The following is a 17,367-nucleotide window of genomic DNA, read 5'->3' as shown; positions in this document are numbered from 1 at the left end:
GACGCAGCATCATGTTAGTTTCGTCACCCACAGAACTGACCACCAGCCTCACTGATGTCATGCTGGCGATTGAAAGCATCGGTATTCTTCTGGCCTTTCGGGAGCATCGCTGGCACCACCAGATCTGGCGCTGGATATTTGGTCTGCTGGCTTTTTCTTCTCTGCTGGGAAGCATTGCCCACGGACTGGAAATGCCGGAAAACCTCCGTGAACTGCTCTGGAAACCACTCTATCTAAGCCTGGGAATTATGATGGCGCTGTTTCTGGTCGCAGCCATTGCAGACGGGGCTGACATTGCGACCGCAAAACGCCTGATCCCGTACAGTATCGCTGTCGGTATTGTCTTTTTTGCCTTAACGGAACTGTTTAACGGCATCTTTATCGTCTTCATCCTGTATGAAGCCATTGTCATGCTGAGCGCGCTGCTGATTTATGCTTTTCTTGCCTGTTCTCACCACCAGCCAGGGGCCGCCGTTATCTCGGTCGCTATTCTGATCAACCTGCTTGCGGCTGGTGTACAGAGCAGCGATTTATCCATCACCTTGCTGCTGCCGTTTGATCACAATGGTCTGTTCCATCTGATCCAGATTGTGGGCATTGGCTTATTAGCCCTTGGCGCATACCGCATCGCAGAAAACAAAAAACAGCAGAATCAGGAGGCGTATGTTGCATGACTCTGTCACCAAAATAGCCTTGGCTGTTACAGGCATTATCCTGATTGCCATTGCCCTGTGCTGGTTGCTGTTGCAACCCGGTGGTGATATCGGGAACTATAAAAACTACTACATCAATGATGCCGCAGCACCTCATCCCGGCGCGGTGAAAATTACCTTTCTTGGCGCCGCGTCACTGTTAATTGATGATGGTGAAACGCAGCTGATGGTTGATGGTTTCATCTCGCGAAAACCGCTCTGGCAGGTCGCCACCTCTCAATTATCCACCGATAAAGCAGCCACCGATGCACTACTCAGCAAACTGCAGGTGAACAGACTGCAGGCGGTGTTTGCCAGTCATTCCCATTATGATCACGCCCTGGATATTGCTTATATCGCACAGCGCACCGGGGCCAAGCTGTATGGCTCATCTTCAACACTGAATATCGGTAAAGGTGCAGGTTTGCCTTCCGGACAAATGCAGCTTTATACGCCGGATAAAGCACTGCAAATCGGCCAATTCAGCATCACCGTAATGCCATCCCGGCACACGCCGCCTATCGCGTATATCAACGATGATATCGGTGAAGAGATCACCGCGCCCCTGTCACAACCGGCCAGAGTCAGTGCGTATAAAGAAGGCGGTTCTTATGACTTTCTGATCCGGCATGGAACAATCAGTTTTTTTATTAAACCAGATACCAATTTCATCACCGGTAAATTAGATAAGATCCAGGCTGATGTCCTGTTTCTGGGAACCGCCATGTTCGGAAAACAAAAGCCGGAATTTCAGCAGGCCTTCTATGATGAAACCGTCGGGAAAGTGCGGCCAAAACGGGTCATTCCAATCCATTGGGATAACTTCTTCCAGCCGTTATCGGATCATTTAGAAGCCATGCCGCAGGTGGTGGATAATTTAGAGCAGGGCTTTGATTTTCTTATTTCCAGAACAAAAAACGACAATATCGAATTCAGCATTCTGCAGGGTTATCAGAGCCTGATAATCAGCCCGACCGGACAACCGCCGGCATAACAATTTGCAGGCCTATGAACTGCAGGACAGCATCGAACAGCCGGGTTTGTGCCGCGCCCAATCCGGCCGTTTTTGGGCATAAGCCTCTTTGCCGGACTGTTCAGTATAAGGCTGCCGCAGCACCTCCAGCAGCTCGGCGATCGGCTGATAATTTCCCTGCTCTGCGGCATCAATAACCTGTTGAGCCAGATAATTACGCAACACATAAACGGGGTTAACCTGATTCATCCGGGCAGCCCGCTCTGCCGGCAAAACACCTTCGCTTAAGACCCGCTGACTGTAATTAGTCAGCCACTGCGTAAAGGCTGGCTGATGCTGACAAAACAGATCATCCCGGTAAAAAGCATCCGCAAGCACGGTCAGATCCGGAGCCGAAACATCCACTAGAGCTAACCGGCGGAAGAACAGCGTCATATCAACTTCAGCTTGCTGCAACAAATCAAACAGCCGGTTGACCAGCTCGCTGTCTTCCGGCAACCATTGCTGCCAACCCAATTTAGCGGCCAGCATCGCCGCCATTTCCTGAGCAAACGTCTCATCAAACATCTCGATGCCCTGCGCCAGAATAGCGTGATCGGTCATCACAGTGCCTAAGGCTTCCGCCAGCCGCTCCAGATTCCAGCGCGCAATCGCCGGTTGCCGGCCAAAGCAGTAACGCAACCCTTCCGCATCGGTGGTGTTCGGCGTCCAGTTCAGATCGAAATTATCCACCCAGCCATACGGGCCGTAATCAATCGTCAGCCCGAGAATCGACATGTTGTCGGTGTTCATGACCCCATGCACGAAACCAACCCGCGTCCATTCCACCATCAGCTTTGCCGTGGTGATGCACACTTCGCTGAACCACACCCCCCGGCGCACGGTTGCTGGTTGGGCAGACAAATGCGGAAAATCACGATCAATGGTGAAATCGATCAGCTGATTCAGTAAGTCTGATTCACCACGCATCGCAGGCAGCTGAAAATGACCAAAACGGATAAAGGAAGGTGCAACCCGGCAGACAATCGCGCCCGGTTCCTGTTGCGGATTGCCGTCATAAAACATATCCCGCCAGATCTGCTCACCGGTCAGCACCAGGCTCAGTGCCCGTGTGGTCGGCACCCCGAGATGGAACATCGCTTCGCTGCACAGAAATTCCCGGATCGAAGAACGCAGCACTGCTTTGCCGTCACCACGGCGGGAATACGGAGTGACACCCGCGCCTTTGAGCTGCAGCTCCCAGCGCAGATCGTTATGGATCAGTTCACCAAGACTGATGGCCCGCCCATCACCGAGTTGTCCGGCCCAGTTACCAAACTGATGACCGCCGTAACAGGTCGCAAACGGTGACATTCCGTCCAGTAAACCATTGCCCGACAACGCGGCCACCCACGCTGGCTGCTGTAACTCAGCCAATGAAATACCAAGTAAAGCAGCAACTTCCGCTGAGCTGGCGATCAGTTGCGGTTGCGGCACCGGTGCCGGTGTGACCGCTGACCAAAAAGCCGCATGTACCTGACGAGGCTGGTTCAGTGTCAGCGGATCCCCCGGTAGTTCCCGGATAAAGCGGTTATCAAAATGCAGAAATGCCATGCAGCAGGCTCTTATGGCTGATTGTTGACTATAATCAGCAGTACGCAGTTCTCAGCTGAGCGATCAATTCATCGTGCCACTCTGCTCATTTTCAGAATGAGCCGCAGCATCGGCATCATCCTACTTGTTGCGATCAATTGATAAAAATGCGCAATTAAATATCAATAAATGGCACATTAACGCTATTATTCATCAAAAATAAAGAAAGTCATGCACGAGGTGTTTGACAAGTTTCGATAAAAAGCGTACACATAATCTAACAGTTCAAAAAGGACACGTTTATGCGCTTAATTTCTCTGCTCCTACTTCTTCTTATCGCGGACTTTCGCGCGGGAATGTAGCAGCCGGAATTAAGGCCTGAACATAAGAACCCGTGCACACAGCGCGGGTTTTTTTATACCGCCAGCGCACGAAACCAGTTACCGAGGATAAAGATATGTCAGATCGCGTCATCATATTCGATACCACCTTGCGGGATGGCGAACAGGCATTGCCAGCCAGCTTAACAGTACGTGAGAAATTGCAGATCGCGCTGGCACTGGAACGGCTGGGTGTTGACGTGATGGAAGTTGGTTTCCCGGTATCCTCCCCCGGTGATTTTGAATCCGTCCAGACTATCGCCCGTCAGATCAAAAACAGCCGCGTCTGTGCATTGTCCCGCGCCTTGCAGAAAGACATTGATGCCGCTGCCGAAGCACTGAAAGTAGCGGATCAGTTCCGTATCCACACCTTCCTGGCCACCTCTACCATTCACGTTGAAAGCAAGCTGAAAAAGAGCTTCGAAGACGTGCTGGAGATGGGTATCAACGCCGTGAAATACGCGCGTCGTTTCACCGATGACGTCGAGTTTTCCTGTGAAGATGCGGGCCGTACGCCAATCGACAATCTGTGTCGTATGGTGGAAGCGGCGATCAACGCCGGTGCCCGTACCATCAACATCCCGGATACCGTCGGTTACACCATTCCGTCAGAATTTGGTGGCATCATTCATAACCTGTTCAACCGTGTACCGAACATTGATAAAGCGGTTATCTCTGTGCATTGTCATGATGATTTGGGTTTGTCCGTTGCGAACTCAATCAGTGCCGTGCAGATGGGCGCCCGTCAGGTCGAATGTACCATTAATGGTATCGGCGAACGGGCGGGTAATACCTCATTAGAAGAAGTCGCGATGATCCTGAGAACTCGTCAGGATCTGATTGGTGTGCACACCAATATCAAGCATCAGGAAATTCACCGCACCAGCCAGTTGGTCAGCCAGTTGTGCAACATGCCGGTACAGCCGAACAAAGCAATTGTCGGTGCCAACGCCTTCTCGCATAGCTCCGGTATCCATCAGGATGGCGTGCTGAAAGCCAAGAACACCTACGAAATCATCACCCCGGAAAGCGTGGGTTTGAACCAGAACACCCTGAACCTGACTTCCCGCTCTGGTCGTCATGTCATCAAGCATCGTCTGGCGTTGCTGGGTTATCCGGAAGGTTCTTATGATTTGGATCAGATTTACACCAGCTTCCTGCAATTGGCTGATAAAAAAGGCCAAGTGTTCGATTATGATTTGGAAGCCTTGTTGTTCTTCAGTCAGATCCAGGAAGAGCCTGAGCATTTCAAACTGAATTACCTGAGTGTGCAGTCCGGTGGCAGCATCATGGCGACCGCCAGTGTGCGCATGAAAGTCGGCGACGAAGAAGTCACTGAAGCCGCGACAGGTAATGGTCCGGTGGATGCAGTGTACCAATGCATCAACCGCATCACCGGCTATGAAATCAATATCAGCAAATACGATCTGAAGAGCAAAGGCATTGGTAAAGATGCGCTGGGTCAGGTGGATATCGTGGCGGAATTCAAAGGTCGTAAATTCCACGGCATGGGCTTGGCCACTGACATCGTGGAATCGTCTGCGCAAGCCTTGGTGCATGTGATCAATAATATTTATCGTGCTTTGCAGGTCGCAGAGCATAAAGAACGTTTCGCACAAAAAACAGTCATGGAGACTCTGTAATGGCAAGTTACCAAATCGCGGTGTTGCCCGGTGATGGCATCGGTCCGGAAGTAATGGCCGAAGCGATCAAGGTACTGGACAAGGTTCAGTCCGTTTTTGGCATCGAATTCAAATTCAGTCAGCATGATGTCGGTGGGATCGCTATCGACAATCACGGCTGCCCGCTGCCAGCAAGCACACTGCAAGCCTGTGAAGCCGCTGATGCGGTACTGTTCGGCTCAGTTGGCGGCCCGAAATGGGAACACCTGCCACCGAACGAACAACCGGAACGTGGTGCATTGCTGCCATTACGTGGTCATTTCAAACTGTTCTGTAACCTGCGCCCGGCTCAGATCCACAAAGGTCTGAATGCGCTGTCACCACTGCGTGCTGATATCTCAGATCGCGGTTTCGACATCGTTTGTGTGCGTGAACTGACCGGTGGTATCTATTTCGGTCAGCCGAAAGGCCGTGAAGGCGCTGGCGATATGGAAAAAGCGTTTGATACCGAGGTGTATCACCGCTATGAAATCGAACGTATCGCCAAGATCGCGTTTGAATCAGCCCGTGTTCGTCGCCACAAAGTAACCTCTATCGACAAAGCCAACGTACTGCAGAGTTCTATTCTGTGGCGTCAGGTGGTAACTGAAGTCGCGAAAGATTATCCGGATGTGGAACTGAACCACATGTATATCGATAACGCGACCATGCAGCTGGTGAAAGATCCATCCCAGTTCGACATTCTGCTGTGCTCTAACCTGTTCGGCGACATCCTGTCTGACGAATGCGCGATGATCACCGGTTCTATGGGCATGCTGCCTTCTGCCAGCCTGAATGCCGACGGCTTTGGTCTGTATGAGCCAGCTGGTGGTTCTGCACCAGACATCGCCGGTAAAGGCATTGCCAACCCGGTTGCGCAGATCCTGTCTGCCGCACTGATGCTGCGTTACAGCTTCAAAGAAGAAAACGCAGCCCTTGCGATTGAACGCGCAATTGCCGAAACACTGGCTGATGGTTACTTCACCGGTGACCTGACACAAGGCGCAGGCAAACATCCGGTGCAGAGCACCAGCGATATGGGTTCACAGATTGCCGCACGCATCCGGGAGATCTAAGCATGGCTAAGACGCTTTATCAGAAAGTATTTGAAGCGCATGTGGTGTATGAAGCCGCAGGCGAAACTCCGATCATTTATATCGATCGTCATCTGGTGCATGAAGTAACCAGCCCGCAGGCGTTTGATGGTCTGCGTGAAAAAGGCCGTAAAGTCCGTCGTACTGACCGTACCTGGGCGACCATGGATCACAACGTATCGACCACCAGCAACGACATCAACGCTTCCGGCGAGATGGCGCGTGTGCAGATGCAGACCCTGATGAAAAACACCGACGATTTCGGTGTGCCTTTGTATGGTCTGAACCACAAGTGGCAAGGTATCGTGCACGTCATGGGCCCGGAAATCGGCCTGACACTGCCGGGTACCACCATCGTTTGTGGTGACTCCCACACTGCGACTCACGGTGCATTTGGTGCGCTGGCGTTCGGTATCGGTACTTCTGAAGTTGAGCACGTATTGGCAACTCAGACACTGAAACAGAGCCGCGCCAAAACGATGAAAATCGAAGTGACCGGTAAAGTTGGTCCGGGTGTGACTGCGAAAGACATCGTACTGGCCATTATCGGTAAAACCGGCACTGCCGGTGGTACTGGTTACGTAGTTGAATTCTGTGGTACTGCCATTCAGGCACTGACCATGGAAGAACGTATGACCGTCTGTAACATGGCGATCGAACTGGGTGCCAAAGCCGGTATGGTTGCTGCAGACCAGACGACTTTCGATTATCTGAAAGGCCGTCCGTTTGCACCGAAAGGCGCCGACTGGGATGCCGCTGTTGAATACTGGTCAACCCTGAAAACCGACGCAGGTGCCAAGTTTGATGCCGAACTGGTACTGGATGGTGCGGCGATCGAACCACAAGTGACCTGGGGTACTAACCCAGGCCAGGTGATCAGCATCAACACGCCGATCCCGGCACCGGAAGATTTTGCTGACCCGGTAGCCCGTAGTTCCGCGCAAAAAGCGCTGGAATACATGGCACTGACTGCCGGTCAGAAACTGTCTGACGTGAAAATCGACAAAGCCTTTATCGGTTCCTGCACCAATGGCCGTATCGAAGATATTCGTGCCGCTGCTGCCGTCGCGAAAGGCCGTAAAGTGGCGCCGGGTGTACAGGCACTGGTTGTTCCTGGTTCACAGCAGGTGAAAGCGCAGGCTGAAGCGGAAGGTCTGGACAAGATCCTGACCGAAGCCGGTTTTGAATGGCGTCTGCCAGGTTGCTCTATGTGTCTGGCGATGAACAACGACCGTCTGGAACCGGGCGAGCGTTGTGCTGCCACCAGCAACCGTAACTTCGAAGGCCGTCAGGGCCGTGGTGGTCGTACTCACCTGGTCAGCCCTGCCATGGCTGCGGCTGCCGCGATTACCGGTCATTTCGTTGACGTTCGTGAACTGTAAGGAGCACCGCCATGCAAGAGTTTAAACAACATACCGGTCTGGCTGTACCTCTCGACAGTGCCAACGTTGATACTGACCAGATCATTCCGAAACAGTTTTTACAACGCGTTTCCAAACTGGGTTTTGGTCAGAATCTGTTTCACGACTGGCGTTTTCTGGATGAGGCTGGCACTCAGCCAAACCCGGAATTCGTGCTGAACTTTCCGCGCTACAAGGGTGCTTCCATCCTGCTGGCTCGTGAAAACTTCGGTAACGGTTCGAGCCGTGAACATGCGCCATGGGCGCTGGCGGATTACGGTCTGAAAGCGGTGATCGCACCAAGTTTTGCTGACATTTTCTACGGCAACTCACTGAACAACGGTCTGCTGGTTGTGCGTCTGAAAGACGACGAAGTGGATGCACTGTTCAAGCTGGTGGAAGCCAACGAAGGTCAGAACATCACAGTGGATCTGGAAGCCAAAGAAGTACGCGCTGCCGATTACTGCTTCAAGTTTGAAATCGATGACTTCCGCCGTTACTGCATCATGAATGGTCTGGATAACATCGGTCTGACGCTGCAACACGCTGATGCGATTGATGCCTATGAAGCAAAACAACCGGTCTGGTTGTAATTGATCATTGCATAAATAGTTATGCCTGAAGGGAAGCCATCGAGCTTCCCTTTTCTTTTCTCTTTCTTTTTCCTCTCTTTTTTATTCTCTGTTCTCCCGGCAACACGCTTCCTGCTGACATTCTCTTGCATATCTTTTTAATTTTTACTTGAGAAGAAGACTCGTTATCCTTATCATTTATTGAGAATAATTATCAATACCACCGAAAACTCTCAACTGGAAGAGACTCATAATGCAGCAGCAATCAAAACAGATCCTGACCCGTACTCTCCTCGCTTCCTCATTATCTTTAGCTTTCTTTGGAGGACAAACCGCACTGGCTGAAGAAGCCGTGAATGAACTGGATAACATTGAAGTCACCGCCGATAAAGAAAAAGCGGTCACCGCAAAACAGCTGGAACAAAAGCAAGCGGCCTCATTGCAGGAAATATTCAAAGACAAAACCGACTTTACTGTCGGCGGCGGTTCGCTGCCTGCGGCGCAGAAACTGTATGCTCGTGGTCTGGAAGATACCATGATGAATGTGTCTATCGATGGTGCCCAACAGACAGGTTATCTGTTCCATCATCAGGGACGCGTCGGGGTTGATCCCGATATCATCAAAGCCGTTGAAGCAGATGCCGGCACTGGCGCGGCGACTGCAGGGCCGGGTGCACTGGCGGGCTCCGTCAACGTGGAAACCAAAGATGCGACTGACATTCTGCGCAAAGATGAGAAAGCCGGTGCGATAGTGAAAAGTACCTATCACAGTAACGGCAAAGGATTTAAAAATACCGGTACCGCATTCGGACGTATCGGCGAAAACAGCGGTCTGCTGGTCAGTGCCTCACAGTTAGATACAGACAGCTACCAGGACGGAAATGGCGATACCGTCAAAAACACCGACATCAAGCAGGAAGATTTTTTCACCAAGCTGAGCGGTGATATCAATGAAAAACACTACGCCAGTCTGAGTCATGAAAACCGGGTGGATGAAGGTAACCGCAACCTGCGCGCGCACATGATTGCCTCGGATTGGAATCCGGAAACCGAGCAGAAAAACGCCCGCTCGACCACCACGTTCAACCATAAATATAAATCCGGTAACCCGCTGTTTAATACCAAAACCACGGTGTATCACACCGATGCCAGCCTGGACATTACCAACGATGGTTCCCAGAGTGGTGCCGGTGTTGAGACGTGGGGCAGCGATCTGCGCAATACCATGGATCTGGACAAAGCCGATATCACCTTCGGTACCGACTACCGTCATGACCGCGCTTACCAGACTGGCGCTGGTACAGCCGGGGATGAAGATCTGACCGTGCTGGGACTTTATCTGCAGAGTGATTACCGTTTTGCACCCGACTGGATGTTATCCGCGGGTGCCCGCTTTGATCACTACGACTACAACGACAACATCGGTCAGAACTTCAGCAGTGAAGGGCTCAGCCCGAATGTGGGTCTGACCTGGTTTGTCACCGATGAGGTGAATCTGTTTGCCCGCCACTCCCGGGCATTGCGTGGCGTCGGGACGAAAGAAGTGTATGTCATGGCTCGCACCACCAATGACAGCGATATTGATCCGGAACGTGCTCATACCACGGAGTTCGGCACCGAATACGAACACGGTAACCTGCATGCCAAAGTCCAGGGCTTCAGCCAGCGGATTGAAAACTTCATCCCTAACTCAACCGGCACCCGTGACAACGAAGGTACGGTCCGGGTCTGGGGTTATTCTGCGGATGCCGGTTATCGCTGGGGGCAGCTGGATAGCCGTGTCGGTGTGACGTTAAGCCGTCCGACGCTGAACAATGAGCCGCTGAGTGACAGCAACATGTCGCTGGGCACCTCGACCGGCCGCACCTGGACAACCGGACTCGATTATCACTTTACCGAACAACGCGTTGATATCGGCTGGACTGGCCGGGTGACTGAGCGTCTGACCGAAGTGCCGTCCGGTTCAAAAGAGAAACCGGGTTATGCCGTGCATGATGCTTATGTCAGCTGGCGCCCAATGGCAAACACCGATTTTGACCTGAAATTCGCGGTCATTAACCTGTTTGATAAACAGTTTCTGGATCAGGCCAGCTATGGCTACACCTCCCGTTACAACATGTGGGCGGGTGTGCCGGAAGCAGGTCGCGACTTCCGCCTGACGGCCTCCATGCGTTTCTAAACAATACCCCCCGGAGCAATCCGGGGGCCTGTTCTTACCGTTTAGTGAGTATCCATTATGTTCCGGAAAAACAAGTTTAAAGCCTTCATCGCGGCATGGAGTTTTGCGTGGCTGTTAACCGCGGCATCAACCGTGTTCGCGGCCCCCGTCACCGTCAAACATCACATGGGGGAAATGACCCTGGCTGAAACCCCGAAGCGGGTCGTGGTGCTGGGTCACGCCAGTCTGGATTTACTGGATAAGCTGGGTATTGAGCCGGTGGGTGTGGTGAAAACACTGCTGCCTGATTACCTGAAGAAATATCAGGATGAGAAATACCAGGCGGCAGGCTCCAATCTGGAGCCGGATTTTGAAGCGATTTATATGCTGAAACCGGATCTGATTATTGCCGAGTCGCGGGTCATGCCGGTCTACGACAAACTGGCGGCTATCGCCCCGACTTATATGTTTTACATCGAAAATGGCCAGTACTGGCAGGATACTCAGCAGAACTGGCTGAATCTCGGCAAGATCTTCAATAAAAACGAGGTGACCAAGCCACTGATCGCCGAGCTGGATAAACAGATTGCGACGGTGCATGCCAAGGCAGAAAAGAGCGGCCAGTTTGCGCTGACCGTGATGAATAACGGTAGTAATCTGGCCAGTTTTGGTGCTGACAGCCGGTTCTCGCATATCTACCATGAATTCGGTCTGAAACCGTCAGTGGCCCGCAATATCAAAGCCAAAGCCGGTAAACACGGCAACCTAATCTCTTTTGAATATATCGCCGATGCGCAGCCCGATGTGCTGTTTGTCCTGGATCGGGAACAGGCCATTGGCCGCAGCACAGGCCGGGCTCAGACACTGTTCAGTAATCCGCTGGTGGCATCCACCCCGGCATTCAAAAACAAGCGTCTGATCTTTATCAATTCAGCCGCCTGGTATCTGACAGCCGGTGGTGTCACCGCCACCCGGATCATGCTGGATGATGTCAATCAGGCACTGAACTAAGATCATGCAACATGTCCGGGTTATCCTGTCTGTCGCCGTGCTGCTGATAATGGCCGGAGCCTCCTTGCTGATCGGTGTGGCGGATATCAGCGCAGACAGGCTGCTGTCCGCCGATCCGCAGGCGATGTCCGTGCTGCTCACCAGCCGTATCCCCCGCCTGCTGGCCATCTGTCTGGCGGGGGCCGGTTTAAGCATTGCCGGCCTGATCATGCAGCAGATCGTACAGAACCGCTTTGCCGCACCCTCCACTACCGGCACGATTGATTGTGCCCTGCTGGGTTACATTGTCAGTCTGGTGGCTTTTTCAGAGCTGAGTGAATGGGCGCATCTCAGCGTGATTTTTTTCTTCTCGGTGGCCGGAACGCTGCTGTTTATCCGTTTCCTGCAACGGCTGAAGTTTAAAAATACGGCTCTGGTGCCGCTGATCGGCATCATGTACGGCAACGTCGTCTCGTCGTTAACCACGTTTATTGCCTATAAATACGATCTGGTTCAGACCATGTCATCGTGGCGGATCGCGAATTTTGCTTCCGTCTTACAGGGCAATTACGAGTTCCTGTATCTGGCCATTCCGGCCTCGGCACTGGCTTATTACTATGCCAGCCAGTTCAGTGCCGCCAGTATCGGTGAGAGCTTTGCCCGCAACATCGGGCTGGATTATCAGAAAATCGTTCTGTTTGGCGTCATTCTGGTGGCCGTTCTCTCCTCTGCCGTGGTGATGATTGTCGGCGTGATCCCGTTTCTGGGCCTGATTGTGCCGAATCTGGTCGCCATCTTTATGGGTGACAATATCAGACGCAATCTACCCTGGACCGCGTACTGGGGCACGGTGCTGGTGTTGTCCTGTGATGTGTTGGGCCGCCTGATTATCTTCCCGTATGAAATCCCCATTTCGATGATCATCAGTGTTCTGGGCGGTATGGTTTTCATTGCACTGGTACTCAGGGATAAATCGAATGCGTGATTCCGTCAAAATGTGGCTCTTACTGTTCGCAGGTATCGCCTTTACCGCCTATTTTCTGGGAAAAGGTCTGACGGCGGATAACTATTCGTTTTTTCTGGCGAACCGCATTCCGAAAGTACTGGCGATCATGATTGCCTCGGTGGCTATCGCGACGTCATCGCTGGTTTTTCAGACCATCACCAATAACCAGATCCTGACACCGTCGATTCTCGGATTCGATGCGCTGTACGTGATGATTCAGTCCATCATTCTGATCATTTTCGGCAGTAGCAGTTATCTGCTCATTAACCCGCTGCTGAACTTCAGCGTCGCCACCGCCATTATGGTGAGCTTATCGATGGGGTTATTCCTGCTCTATTTTCAGCGTAAAAACACCAATCTGTTTTCCCTGCTGCTGATCGGGATTGTCTGCGGCAGTTTATTCAGCAGCATGACGAACTTCTTCACCCTGATCGTGGACCCCGCCGAGTTCAGCACCGTACAGCGGGCGATGTTTGCCAGCTTTAATAATGTCAACGGCGAGCTGGTCTACTGGTCGCTGATCCCACTGCTACTGGCCGTCGGTTATCTCTGGCGTCTGGCGGCAAGACTGGATGTGCTGTGGCTGGGGATCGATAACGCCCGAAGTCTCGGCATAGATACCCGTAAAGTGATGATGCAGGTGATGCTGCTGATCAGTGTTTTGATTTCGGTCGCCACGGCACTGGTCGGGCCGGTCCTGTTTCTGGGTCTGATCGTGGTCAGCCTGACCCGGCAGCTCTTCCGCAGTTATCACCACCGTTTTCTGATGCTGGCGTCCACGCTGTTATCCGTCGTGCTACTGACCGGCGGTCAGTGGTTTATTGAAAGCATGCTGGATCTGGAAACCACCATCAGTGTGATTATCAACTTCATCGGCGGCAGCTATTTCCTCCTGCTGCTGATGCGTAATAAAGTGCAGTAACCGTCATGATTAAATTAACCGGATTATCGAAAAAATATGGCAATACGTATGTGGTACAGAATGCCAGTGCGCTGTTTCCCCGCGGTGAAGTAACCTCGATCATCGGGCCGAACGGCGCCGGGAAAAGTACGTTACTGTCGATGGCCAGCCGTTTAACCAACACCGATGCCGGTGAGATCCTGATTGCCGGAAAACCGCTGGCACAATGGGGTACGCAGGAACTGGCGACCCGTCTGGCAGTATTACGTCAGTCGAACAATATCAACATGCGGTTTACCGTGCGGGAACTCGTCGCATTTGGCCGCTTCCCCTATTCACAGGGACGTTTAACCGGAGAAGATCAGCAGATCATTGATCAGGCGCTGGGTTATCTGGATATCACGCCGATTCAGGATCGCTATCTCGATCAGCTCAGTGGCGGACAGCGGCAGATGGCCTTTATCGCCATGGTCGTCGCGCAGGATACCGATTACGTGTTTCTTGATGAGCCGCTGAATAATCTGGATATCCGGCACTCGGTCGACATCATGTCGACGTTACGCATGCTGGCGCATGAAACGCATAAAGCCGTGGTCACGGTGGTGCACGATATCAATTTTGCATCCTGCTATTCCGACAACATTATCGCAATGAAAAAAGGGGCAGTGATAAAGAGCGGCAAGGTTGCAGACGTGATTGATGCAACGATTCTGAGTGAGATCTATGAGATCCCGTTTTCCATCCGCGAGATCGATGGGCAGCGCATCTGTCTGTATTACGGAATGCCCGCAAATACATAAGCCCTCCGGTCATTACAAACCGATACATGACATCTGATTGATTTCCCTGCTCACTCTGGCAACATGAGGCGCAATATGATGTTGTAGCGGGAGTAATACTAATGACACCTACCCCACCGGTCAGACACCTGTGGCGCAACTTCTGGATGCTGTTAAAGCCATTCTGGGCATCCAAAGAAGGTAAGACCAAGGGCCTGTTACTGTTGGTTGTTGTTCTGGCACTGACGGCAGGTTCGGTCTATCTGCAGAAAGTACTGAACAACTGGCATAACCAGTTCTACAACTCGATCCAGAGTTATGATTTTCCTGAATTCAAAAGCCTGCTGCTGACGTTCTGCTGGCTGGCGGCGATTTGGGTGCTGGTCGGTGTCCACCGGACTTACTTCAATCAGATGCTGCAGATTGTCTGGCGCCGCTGGCTGACCCAGAACCGGATCGTGCACTGGCTGGAAAATAACAACTTCTACCGGCTGCAGCTGACTGACCGGCAAACCGATAACCCCGATCAGCGTATCGCGGAAGATATCAACGAGTTTGTCGGTTCAACCCTGAGCCTCTCGATTGGCTATCTGCGTGAGCTCGCTACTCTGTTCACGTTTCTCGGTGTGTTATGGACACTCTCCAAACCCTCCGAGCTGACTATCGGTAACACCACCTTTCAGCTGGCACAGGGCTACATGGTCTGGGCGGCGCTGGCTTATGCCATTTTCGGTACGATACTGACCTTCTGGATTGGTCGCCCGCTGGTACGGCTCAACTTCAATCAGCAGCGTTATGAAGCCGATTTCCGTTTCTCGCTGGTGCGGATGCGGGAAAACGCCGAATCCATCGCCCTGTATCAGGGGGCACAGGAAGAAGGCGGCTATCTGCGCAGCCGGTTCCTGCAGGTGGTCGATAACTTCTATGCGCTGATGAAACGACAGAAAATGCTGGGCTTCTTTACGCTGGGCTTTAACCAGACCGCCGTTATCTTCCCGGTTGTGTTAGGCGCCCCGCTCTATTTCGCCAAACAGATCACGCTGGGCGATCTGATGCAGACGCTCTCCGCCTTCGGCATTGTGCAGGGTTCGATGTCAATTCTGGTTGACAGCTATACCGATCTGGCCCGCTGGAAATCGGTGGTGGATCGTCTGGCTACCTTTGAGCAGGGTTTACAACACGCCGAACAACTACCACGGCTGGAACCCGAGAAAGCCGGTGTTGCGCTGCAGTTGCAGCAGGTCAGCATCTCGCATCCGGATGGTTTCAGCCTGATGAACGATGCCAACTGGCAGCTGACTGCCGGTGACTCGCTCCTGATCCAGGGGCCGTCAGGTTGTGGCAAATCGACACTGTTGCGTACGCTGGCCGGCTTATGGCCTTTTGCCAGCGGTAAGGTGACTTATCCGGCAGACAGCCAATCGCTGTTCCTGTCGCAGAAACCTTATCTGCCACTCGGCAGTCTGCGTCAGGCCATGAGCTATCCGTTACCGGAAGTCAGTAATGCGGAAGCAATTAAAGCATTGCAGGCGGTGGGTCTGGAGAAACTGGCACCAAGACTGGATGACGTGGAATTGTGGGGACAGATGCTGAGCCTGGGTGAGCAGCAACGGGTCGCTTTCGCCCGCATCCTGCTGGTGAAACCGGATGTGCTGTTTTTAGATGAAGCCACTTCCGCGCTGGATGAACAGAGTGAAGCCCAGCTGTACCGGTTACTGCGCGCAGAATTGCCGCAGACCATCATGGTCAGTGTCGGTCATCGCAGCACCCTGCATCCGTTCCATGAGAAGAAGCTGTTATGGCAGGAAAACGGGCAATGGCAGTTCGCCTGATCCCGCTGTTTGGTTTCGCACTGGTAGTACTGTCCGGTACTGCCAGTGCGCAGCAGCAAGCTTTCGCCCGCGGCGAAGAGCAGCAACTGCATTATGTCTGGAAGCACGATACGGCATCCACCCAGGCGTTCACCCTGATCCTGCCCGCCCAAACGGCATTACCGGTGTGGACTGCCTGGCACTCCGCGCAGGCAGAAAGCGCTGTCTTCCAGCAACTCATCCGGAACGCCCAGGAACAGTTTCCGGAAGTCAGCTTCCGCGTCCGTAAAACCGCGGATGGCACCACCATTGATTATCAGGCAGCGGATCAGCAACGTTTACAACAGGCAGGCAGCTGGCTGGCACAGCAACAAAAGGCATTATTTAATACCTATCTGGAGCAGCACTATTACAAACGGCATGGTGATGACAACAGTCATCTGATCCGGCCGGATCATGTCCGCATAGCCGCCGATAGCAGTGCCGAACTGCTGGAGCTCGCCCGGACATTACAGCGCGTCATTGTTTCTTCCGCATCAGCGGAGCAGAAGCAGCGTTATCAGAATGATGAACGGTTACTGGTCGTAGCCGGGTTATTAAATTTTGTGCAGTCGATCCCGTATGATCCGTTGGTATCTGCAGATGGACAACGTGGCATTACCTTCCTGATGCCGGAACAGGTACTGGTACAAAACCGCGGGGACTGTGACAGCAAGAGTGTGCTGATGATGACATTGCTGACGGCACTCTATCCTGATTTACCGCAAGCGATTGTCTATGTGCCGGATCATGCCTTGCTGGCTGTCGCTTTACCCCGGCAGACAGGTAATGAGGAAATGATCCGCATAAACGGAAAAGCTTTTCTGCCACTGGAAGTTGCCGGACCGGCGGAAATCCCGCCCGGCGTCACAGGGGAAAAAAGCCGGTTATCTATCCGTAATAACCAATATCAATATGATCTGCTTCAGCTGGCAGAGATAAACTCCACACCTAACTGACCCAGGTTATTGTTCTTTTCTACACGGACCACTTTTGCGTCGGCAACAAACGGCGGTAACGCATTGCTGTTCGTAGACAAACTGATTTTCAGTTTTTCACCCACAACAAAGTGACTGCTGCTTTCAACTTCAATCGCCATGCCATTGGCAGCAAGCTCACGGCAGGTAGCGATCATATGTTCGGAACCGCGGACCAGAGTAACAGGCGCATCGATCACCATACGCATGAAAGTGCGTCGTTCCCGGGTGGTAGTCAGCATGGAGTTCTCCTAGACATTGTTGAAAAATAAGGTAACAACTTATATAAACTCAACCGGATACCGTTCAAACCTAACATCACTCAGCGGTGACGTCACTGGTTTTACTACAATTTCGTAACT

General features: G+C 52.4%; 15 protein-coding genes. 13 read left to right on the top strand and 2 right to left on the bottom strand.

The features are described from left to right. The first annotated feature begins 11 nt into the window (after positions 1-11). Positions 12-674 (top strand): DUF6962 family protein, encoded by a 663-nt coding sequence (locus TOLA_RS03525; protein ID WP_012728913.1) that lies wholly within the window; start codon positions 12-14, stop codon positions 672-674. Then, a complete protein-coding gene (locus TOLA_RS03520) occupies positions 664-1,686 on the top strand; it encodes an MBL fold metallo-hydrolase (RefSeq protein ID WP_012728912.1) in 1,023 nt (340 codons plus the stop codon). Before TOLA_RS03525 ends, TOLA_RS03520 begins: the two co-directional genes overlap by 11 nt. Positions 1,687-1,698: 12 nt before the next feature. On the opposite strand, the gene TOLA_RS03515 is transcribed toward TOLA_RS03520, so the two are convergent. Beyond that, positions 1,699-3,258, bottom strand: coding sequence for a protein adenylyltransferase SelO (locus tag TOLA_RS03515; RefSeq protein ID WP_012728911.1), 1,560 nt, complete (start codon positions 3,256-3,258; stop codon positions 1,699-1,701). A 436-nt stretch (positions 3,259-3,694) separates the two neighbouring features. Here TOLA_RS03515 and leuA point away from each other — a divergent pair, with 436 nt between their 5' ends. From leuA to TOLA_RS03460, 11 genes are all read left to right on the top strand, one after another. After that, positions 3,695-5,260, top strand: coding sequence for a 2-isopropylmalate synthase (gene leuA / locus TOLA_RS03510; protein ID WP_012728910.1), 1,566 nt, complete (start codon positions 3,695-3,697; stop codon positions 5,258-5,260). Further along, the gene (gene leuB, locus TOLA_RS03505) at positions 5,260-6,354 is read left to right on the top strand and encodes a 3-isopropylmalate dehydrogenase (RefSeq protein WP_012728909.1); all 1,095 of its coding nucleotides are present in this window, start codon (positions 5,260-5,262) and stop codon (positions 6,352-6,354) included. The genes leuA and leuB overlap by 1 nt, the downstream gene beginning before the upstream one ends. Positions 6,355-6,356: 2 nt before the next feature. Then, positions 6,357-7,754 carry a 3-isopropylmalate dehydratase large subunit gene (gene leuC, locus TOLA_RS03500; RefSeq protein ID WP_012728908.1) on the top strand — a complete coding sequence of 466 codons (1,398 nt, stop codon included), beginning with the start codon at positions 6,357-6,359 and terminating at the stop codon, positions 7,752-7,754. An 11-nt stretch (positions 7,755-7,765) separates the two neighbouring features. Then, positions 7,766-8,365, top strand: coding sequence for a 3-isopropylmalate dehydratase small subunit (gene leuD, locus TOLA_RS03495; protein WP_012728907.1), 600 nt, complete (start codon positions 7,766-7,768; stop codon positions 8,363-8,365). A 232-nt stretch (positions 8,366-8,597) separates the two neighbouring features. Further along, positions 8,598-10,523 carry a TonB-dependent receptor domain-containing protein gene (locus TOLA_RS03490; RefSeq protein ID WP_012728906.1) on the top strand — a complete coding sequence of 642 codons (1,926 nt, stop codon included), beginning with the start codon at positions 8,598-8,600 and terminating at the stop codon, positions 10,521-10,523. 57 nt (positions 10,524-10,580) lie between these two features. Then, a complete protein-coding gene (locus TOLA_RS03485) occupies positions 10,581-11,513 on the top strand; it encodes a siderophore ABC transporter substrate-binding protein (protein WP_012728905.1) in 933 nt (310 codons plus the stop codon). A gap of 4 nt (positions 11,514-11,517) precedes the next feature. Then, complete coding sequence (locus TOLA_RS03480; RefSeq protein WP_012728904.1) at positions 11,518-12,477, top strand: ABC transporter permease; 960 nt, start codon at positions 11,518-11,520, stop codon at positions 12,475-12,477. Further along, positions 12,470-13,420 (top strand): iron chelate uptake ABC transporter family permease subunit, encoded by a 951-nt coding sequence (locus tag TOLA_RS03475; RefSeq protein WP_012728903.1) that lies wholly within the window; start codon positions 12,470-12,472, stop codon positions 13,418-13,420. The genes TOLA_RS03480 and TOLA_RS03475 overlap by 8 nt, the downstream gene beginning before the upstream one ends. A 5-nt stretch (positions 13,421-13,425) precedes the next feature. After that, positions 13,426-14,199 carry an iron ABC transporter ATP-binding protein gene (locus tag TOLA_RS03470; RefSeq protein ID WP_012728902.1) on the top strand — a complete coding sequence of 258 codons (774 nt, stop codon included), beginning with the start codon at positions 13,426-13,428 and terminating at the stop codon, positions 14,197-14,199. Positions 14,200-14,300: 101 nt separating this feature from the next. Further along, positions 14,301-16,010 (top strand): ABC transporter ATP-binding protein/permease, encoded by a 1,710-nt coding sequence (locus TOLA_RS03465; RefSeq protein ID WP_012728901.1) that lies wholly within the window; start codon positions 14,301-14,303, stop codon positions 16,008-16,010. After that, positions 15,977-16,987 (top strand): hypothetical protein, encoded by a 1,011-nt coding sequence (locus TOLA_RS03460; protein WP_148210408.1) that lies wholly within the window; start codon positions 15,977-15,979, stop codon positions 16,985-16,987. The genes TOLA_RS03465 and TOLA_RS03460 overlap by 34 nt, the downstream gene beginning before the upstream one ends. On the opposite strand, the gene TOLA_RS03455 is transcribed toward TOLA_RS03460, so the two are convergent. Further along, complete coding sequence (locus TOLA_RS03455; protein WP_012728899.1) at positions 16,954-17,247, bottom strand: PilZ domain-containing protein; 294 nt, start codon at positions 17,245-17,247, stop codon at positions 16,954-16,956. The genes TOLA_RS03460 and TOLA_RS03455 overlap by 34 nt on opposite strands. Between the last annotated feature and the right edge of the window lie 120 nt (positions 17,248-17,367).

The sequence above is a fragment of the Tolumonas auensis DSM 9187 genome (genome assembly GCF_000023065.1).
In the GTDB taxonomy this organism is placed as follows: domain Bacteria; phylum Pseudomonadota; class Gammaproteobacteria; order Enterobacterales; family Aeromonadaceae; genus Tolumonas; species Tolumonas auensis.
The sequence above is the reverse complement of the archived record's forward strand: the minus strand, read 5'-3'. Positions and strand labels throughout refer to the sequence as shown.

Coding starts and splice junctions, on each gene's coding strand:
- TOLA_RS03525 (WP_012728913.1), top strand. CDS start 12: ATGTTAGTTTCGTCACCCACAGAACTGACCACCAGCCTCACTGATGTC.
- TOLA_RS03520 (WP_012728912.1), top strand. CDS start 664: ATGTTGCATGACTCTGTCACCAAAATAGCCTTGGCTGTTACAGGCATT.
- TOLA_RS03515 (WP_012728911.1), bottom strand. CDS start 3,258: ATGGCATTTCTGCATTTTGATAACCGCTTTATCCGGGAACTACCGGGG.
- leuA (WP_012728910.1), top strand. CDS start 3,695: ATGTCAGATCGCGTCATCATATTCGATACCACCTTGCGGGATGGCGAA.
- leuB (WP_012728909.1), top strand. CDS start 5,260: ATGGCAAGTTACCAAATCGCGGTGTTGCCCGGTGATGGCATCGGTCCG.
- leuC (WP_012728908.1), top strand. CDS start 6,357: ATGGCTAAGACGCTTTATCAGAAAGTATTTGAAGCGCATGTGGTGTAT.
- leuD (WP_012728907.1), top strand. CDS start 7,766: ATGCAAGAGTTTAAACAACATACCGGTCTGGCTGTACCTCTCGACAGT.
- TOLA_RS03490 (WP_012728906.1), top strand. CDS start 8,598: ATGCAGCAGCAATCAAAACAGATCCTGACCCGTACTCTCCTCGCTTCC.
- TOLA_RS03485 (WP_012728905.1), top strand. CDS start 10,581: ATGTTCCGGAAAAACAAGTTTAAAGCCTTCATCGCGGCATGGAGTTTT.
- TOLA_RS03480 (WP_012728904.1), top strand. CDS start 11,518: ATGCAACATGTCCGGGTTATCCTGTCTGTCGCCGTGCTGCTGATAATG.
- TOLA_RS03475 (WP_012728903.1), top strand. CDS start 12,470: ATGCGTGATTCCGTCAAAATGTGGCTCTTACTGTTCGCAGGTATCGCC.
- TOLA_RS03470 (WP_012728902.1), top strand. CDS start 13,426: ATGATTAAATTAACCGGATTATCGAAAAAATATGGCAATACGTATGTG.
- TOLA_RS03465 (WP_012728901.1), top strand. CDS start 14,301: ATGACACCTACCCCACCGGTCAGACACCTGTGGCGCAACTTCTGGATG.
- TOLA_RS03460 (WP_148210408.1), top strand. CDS start 15,977: ATGGCAGGAAAACGGGCAATGGCAGTTCGCCTGATCCCGCTGTTTGGT.
- TOLA_RS03455 (WP_012728899.1), bottom strand. CDS start 17,247: ATGCTGACTACCACCCGGGAACGACGCACTTTCATGCGTATGGTGATC.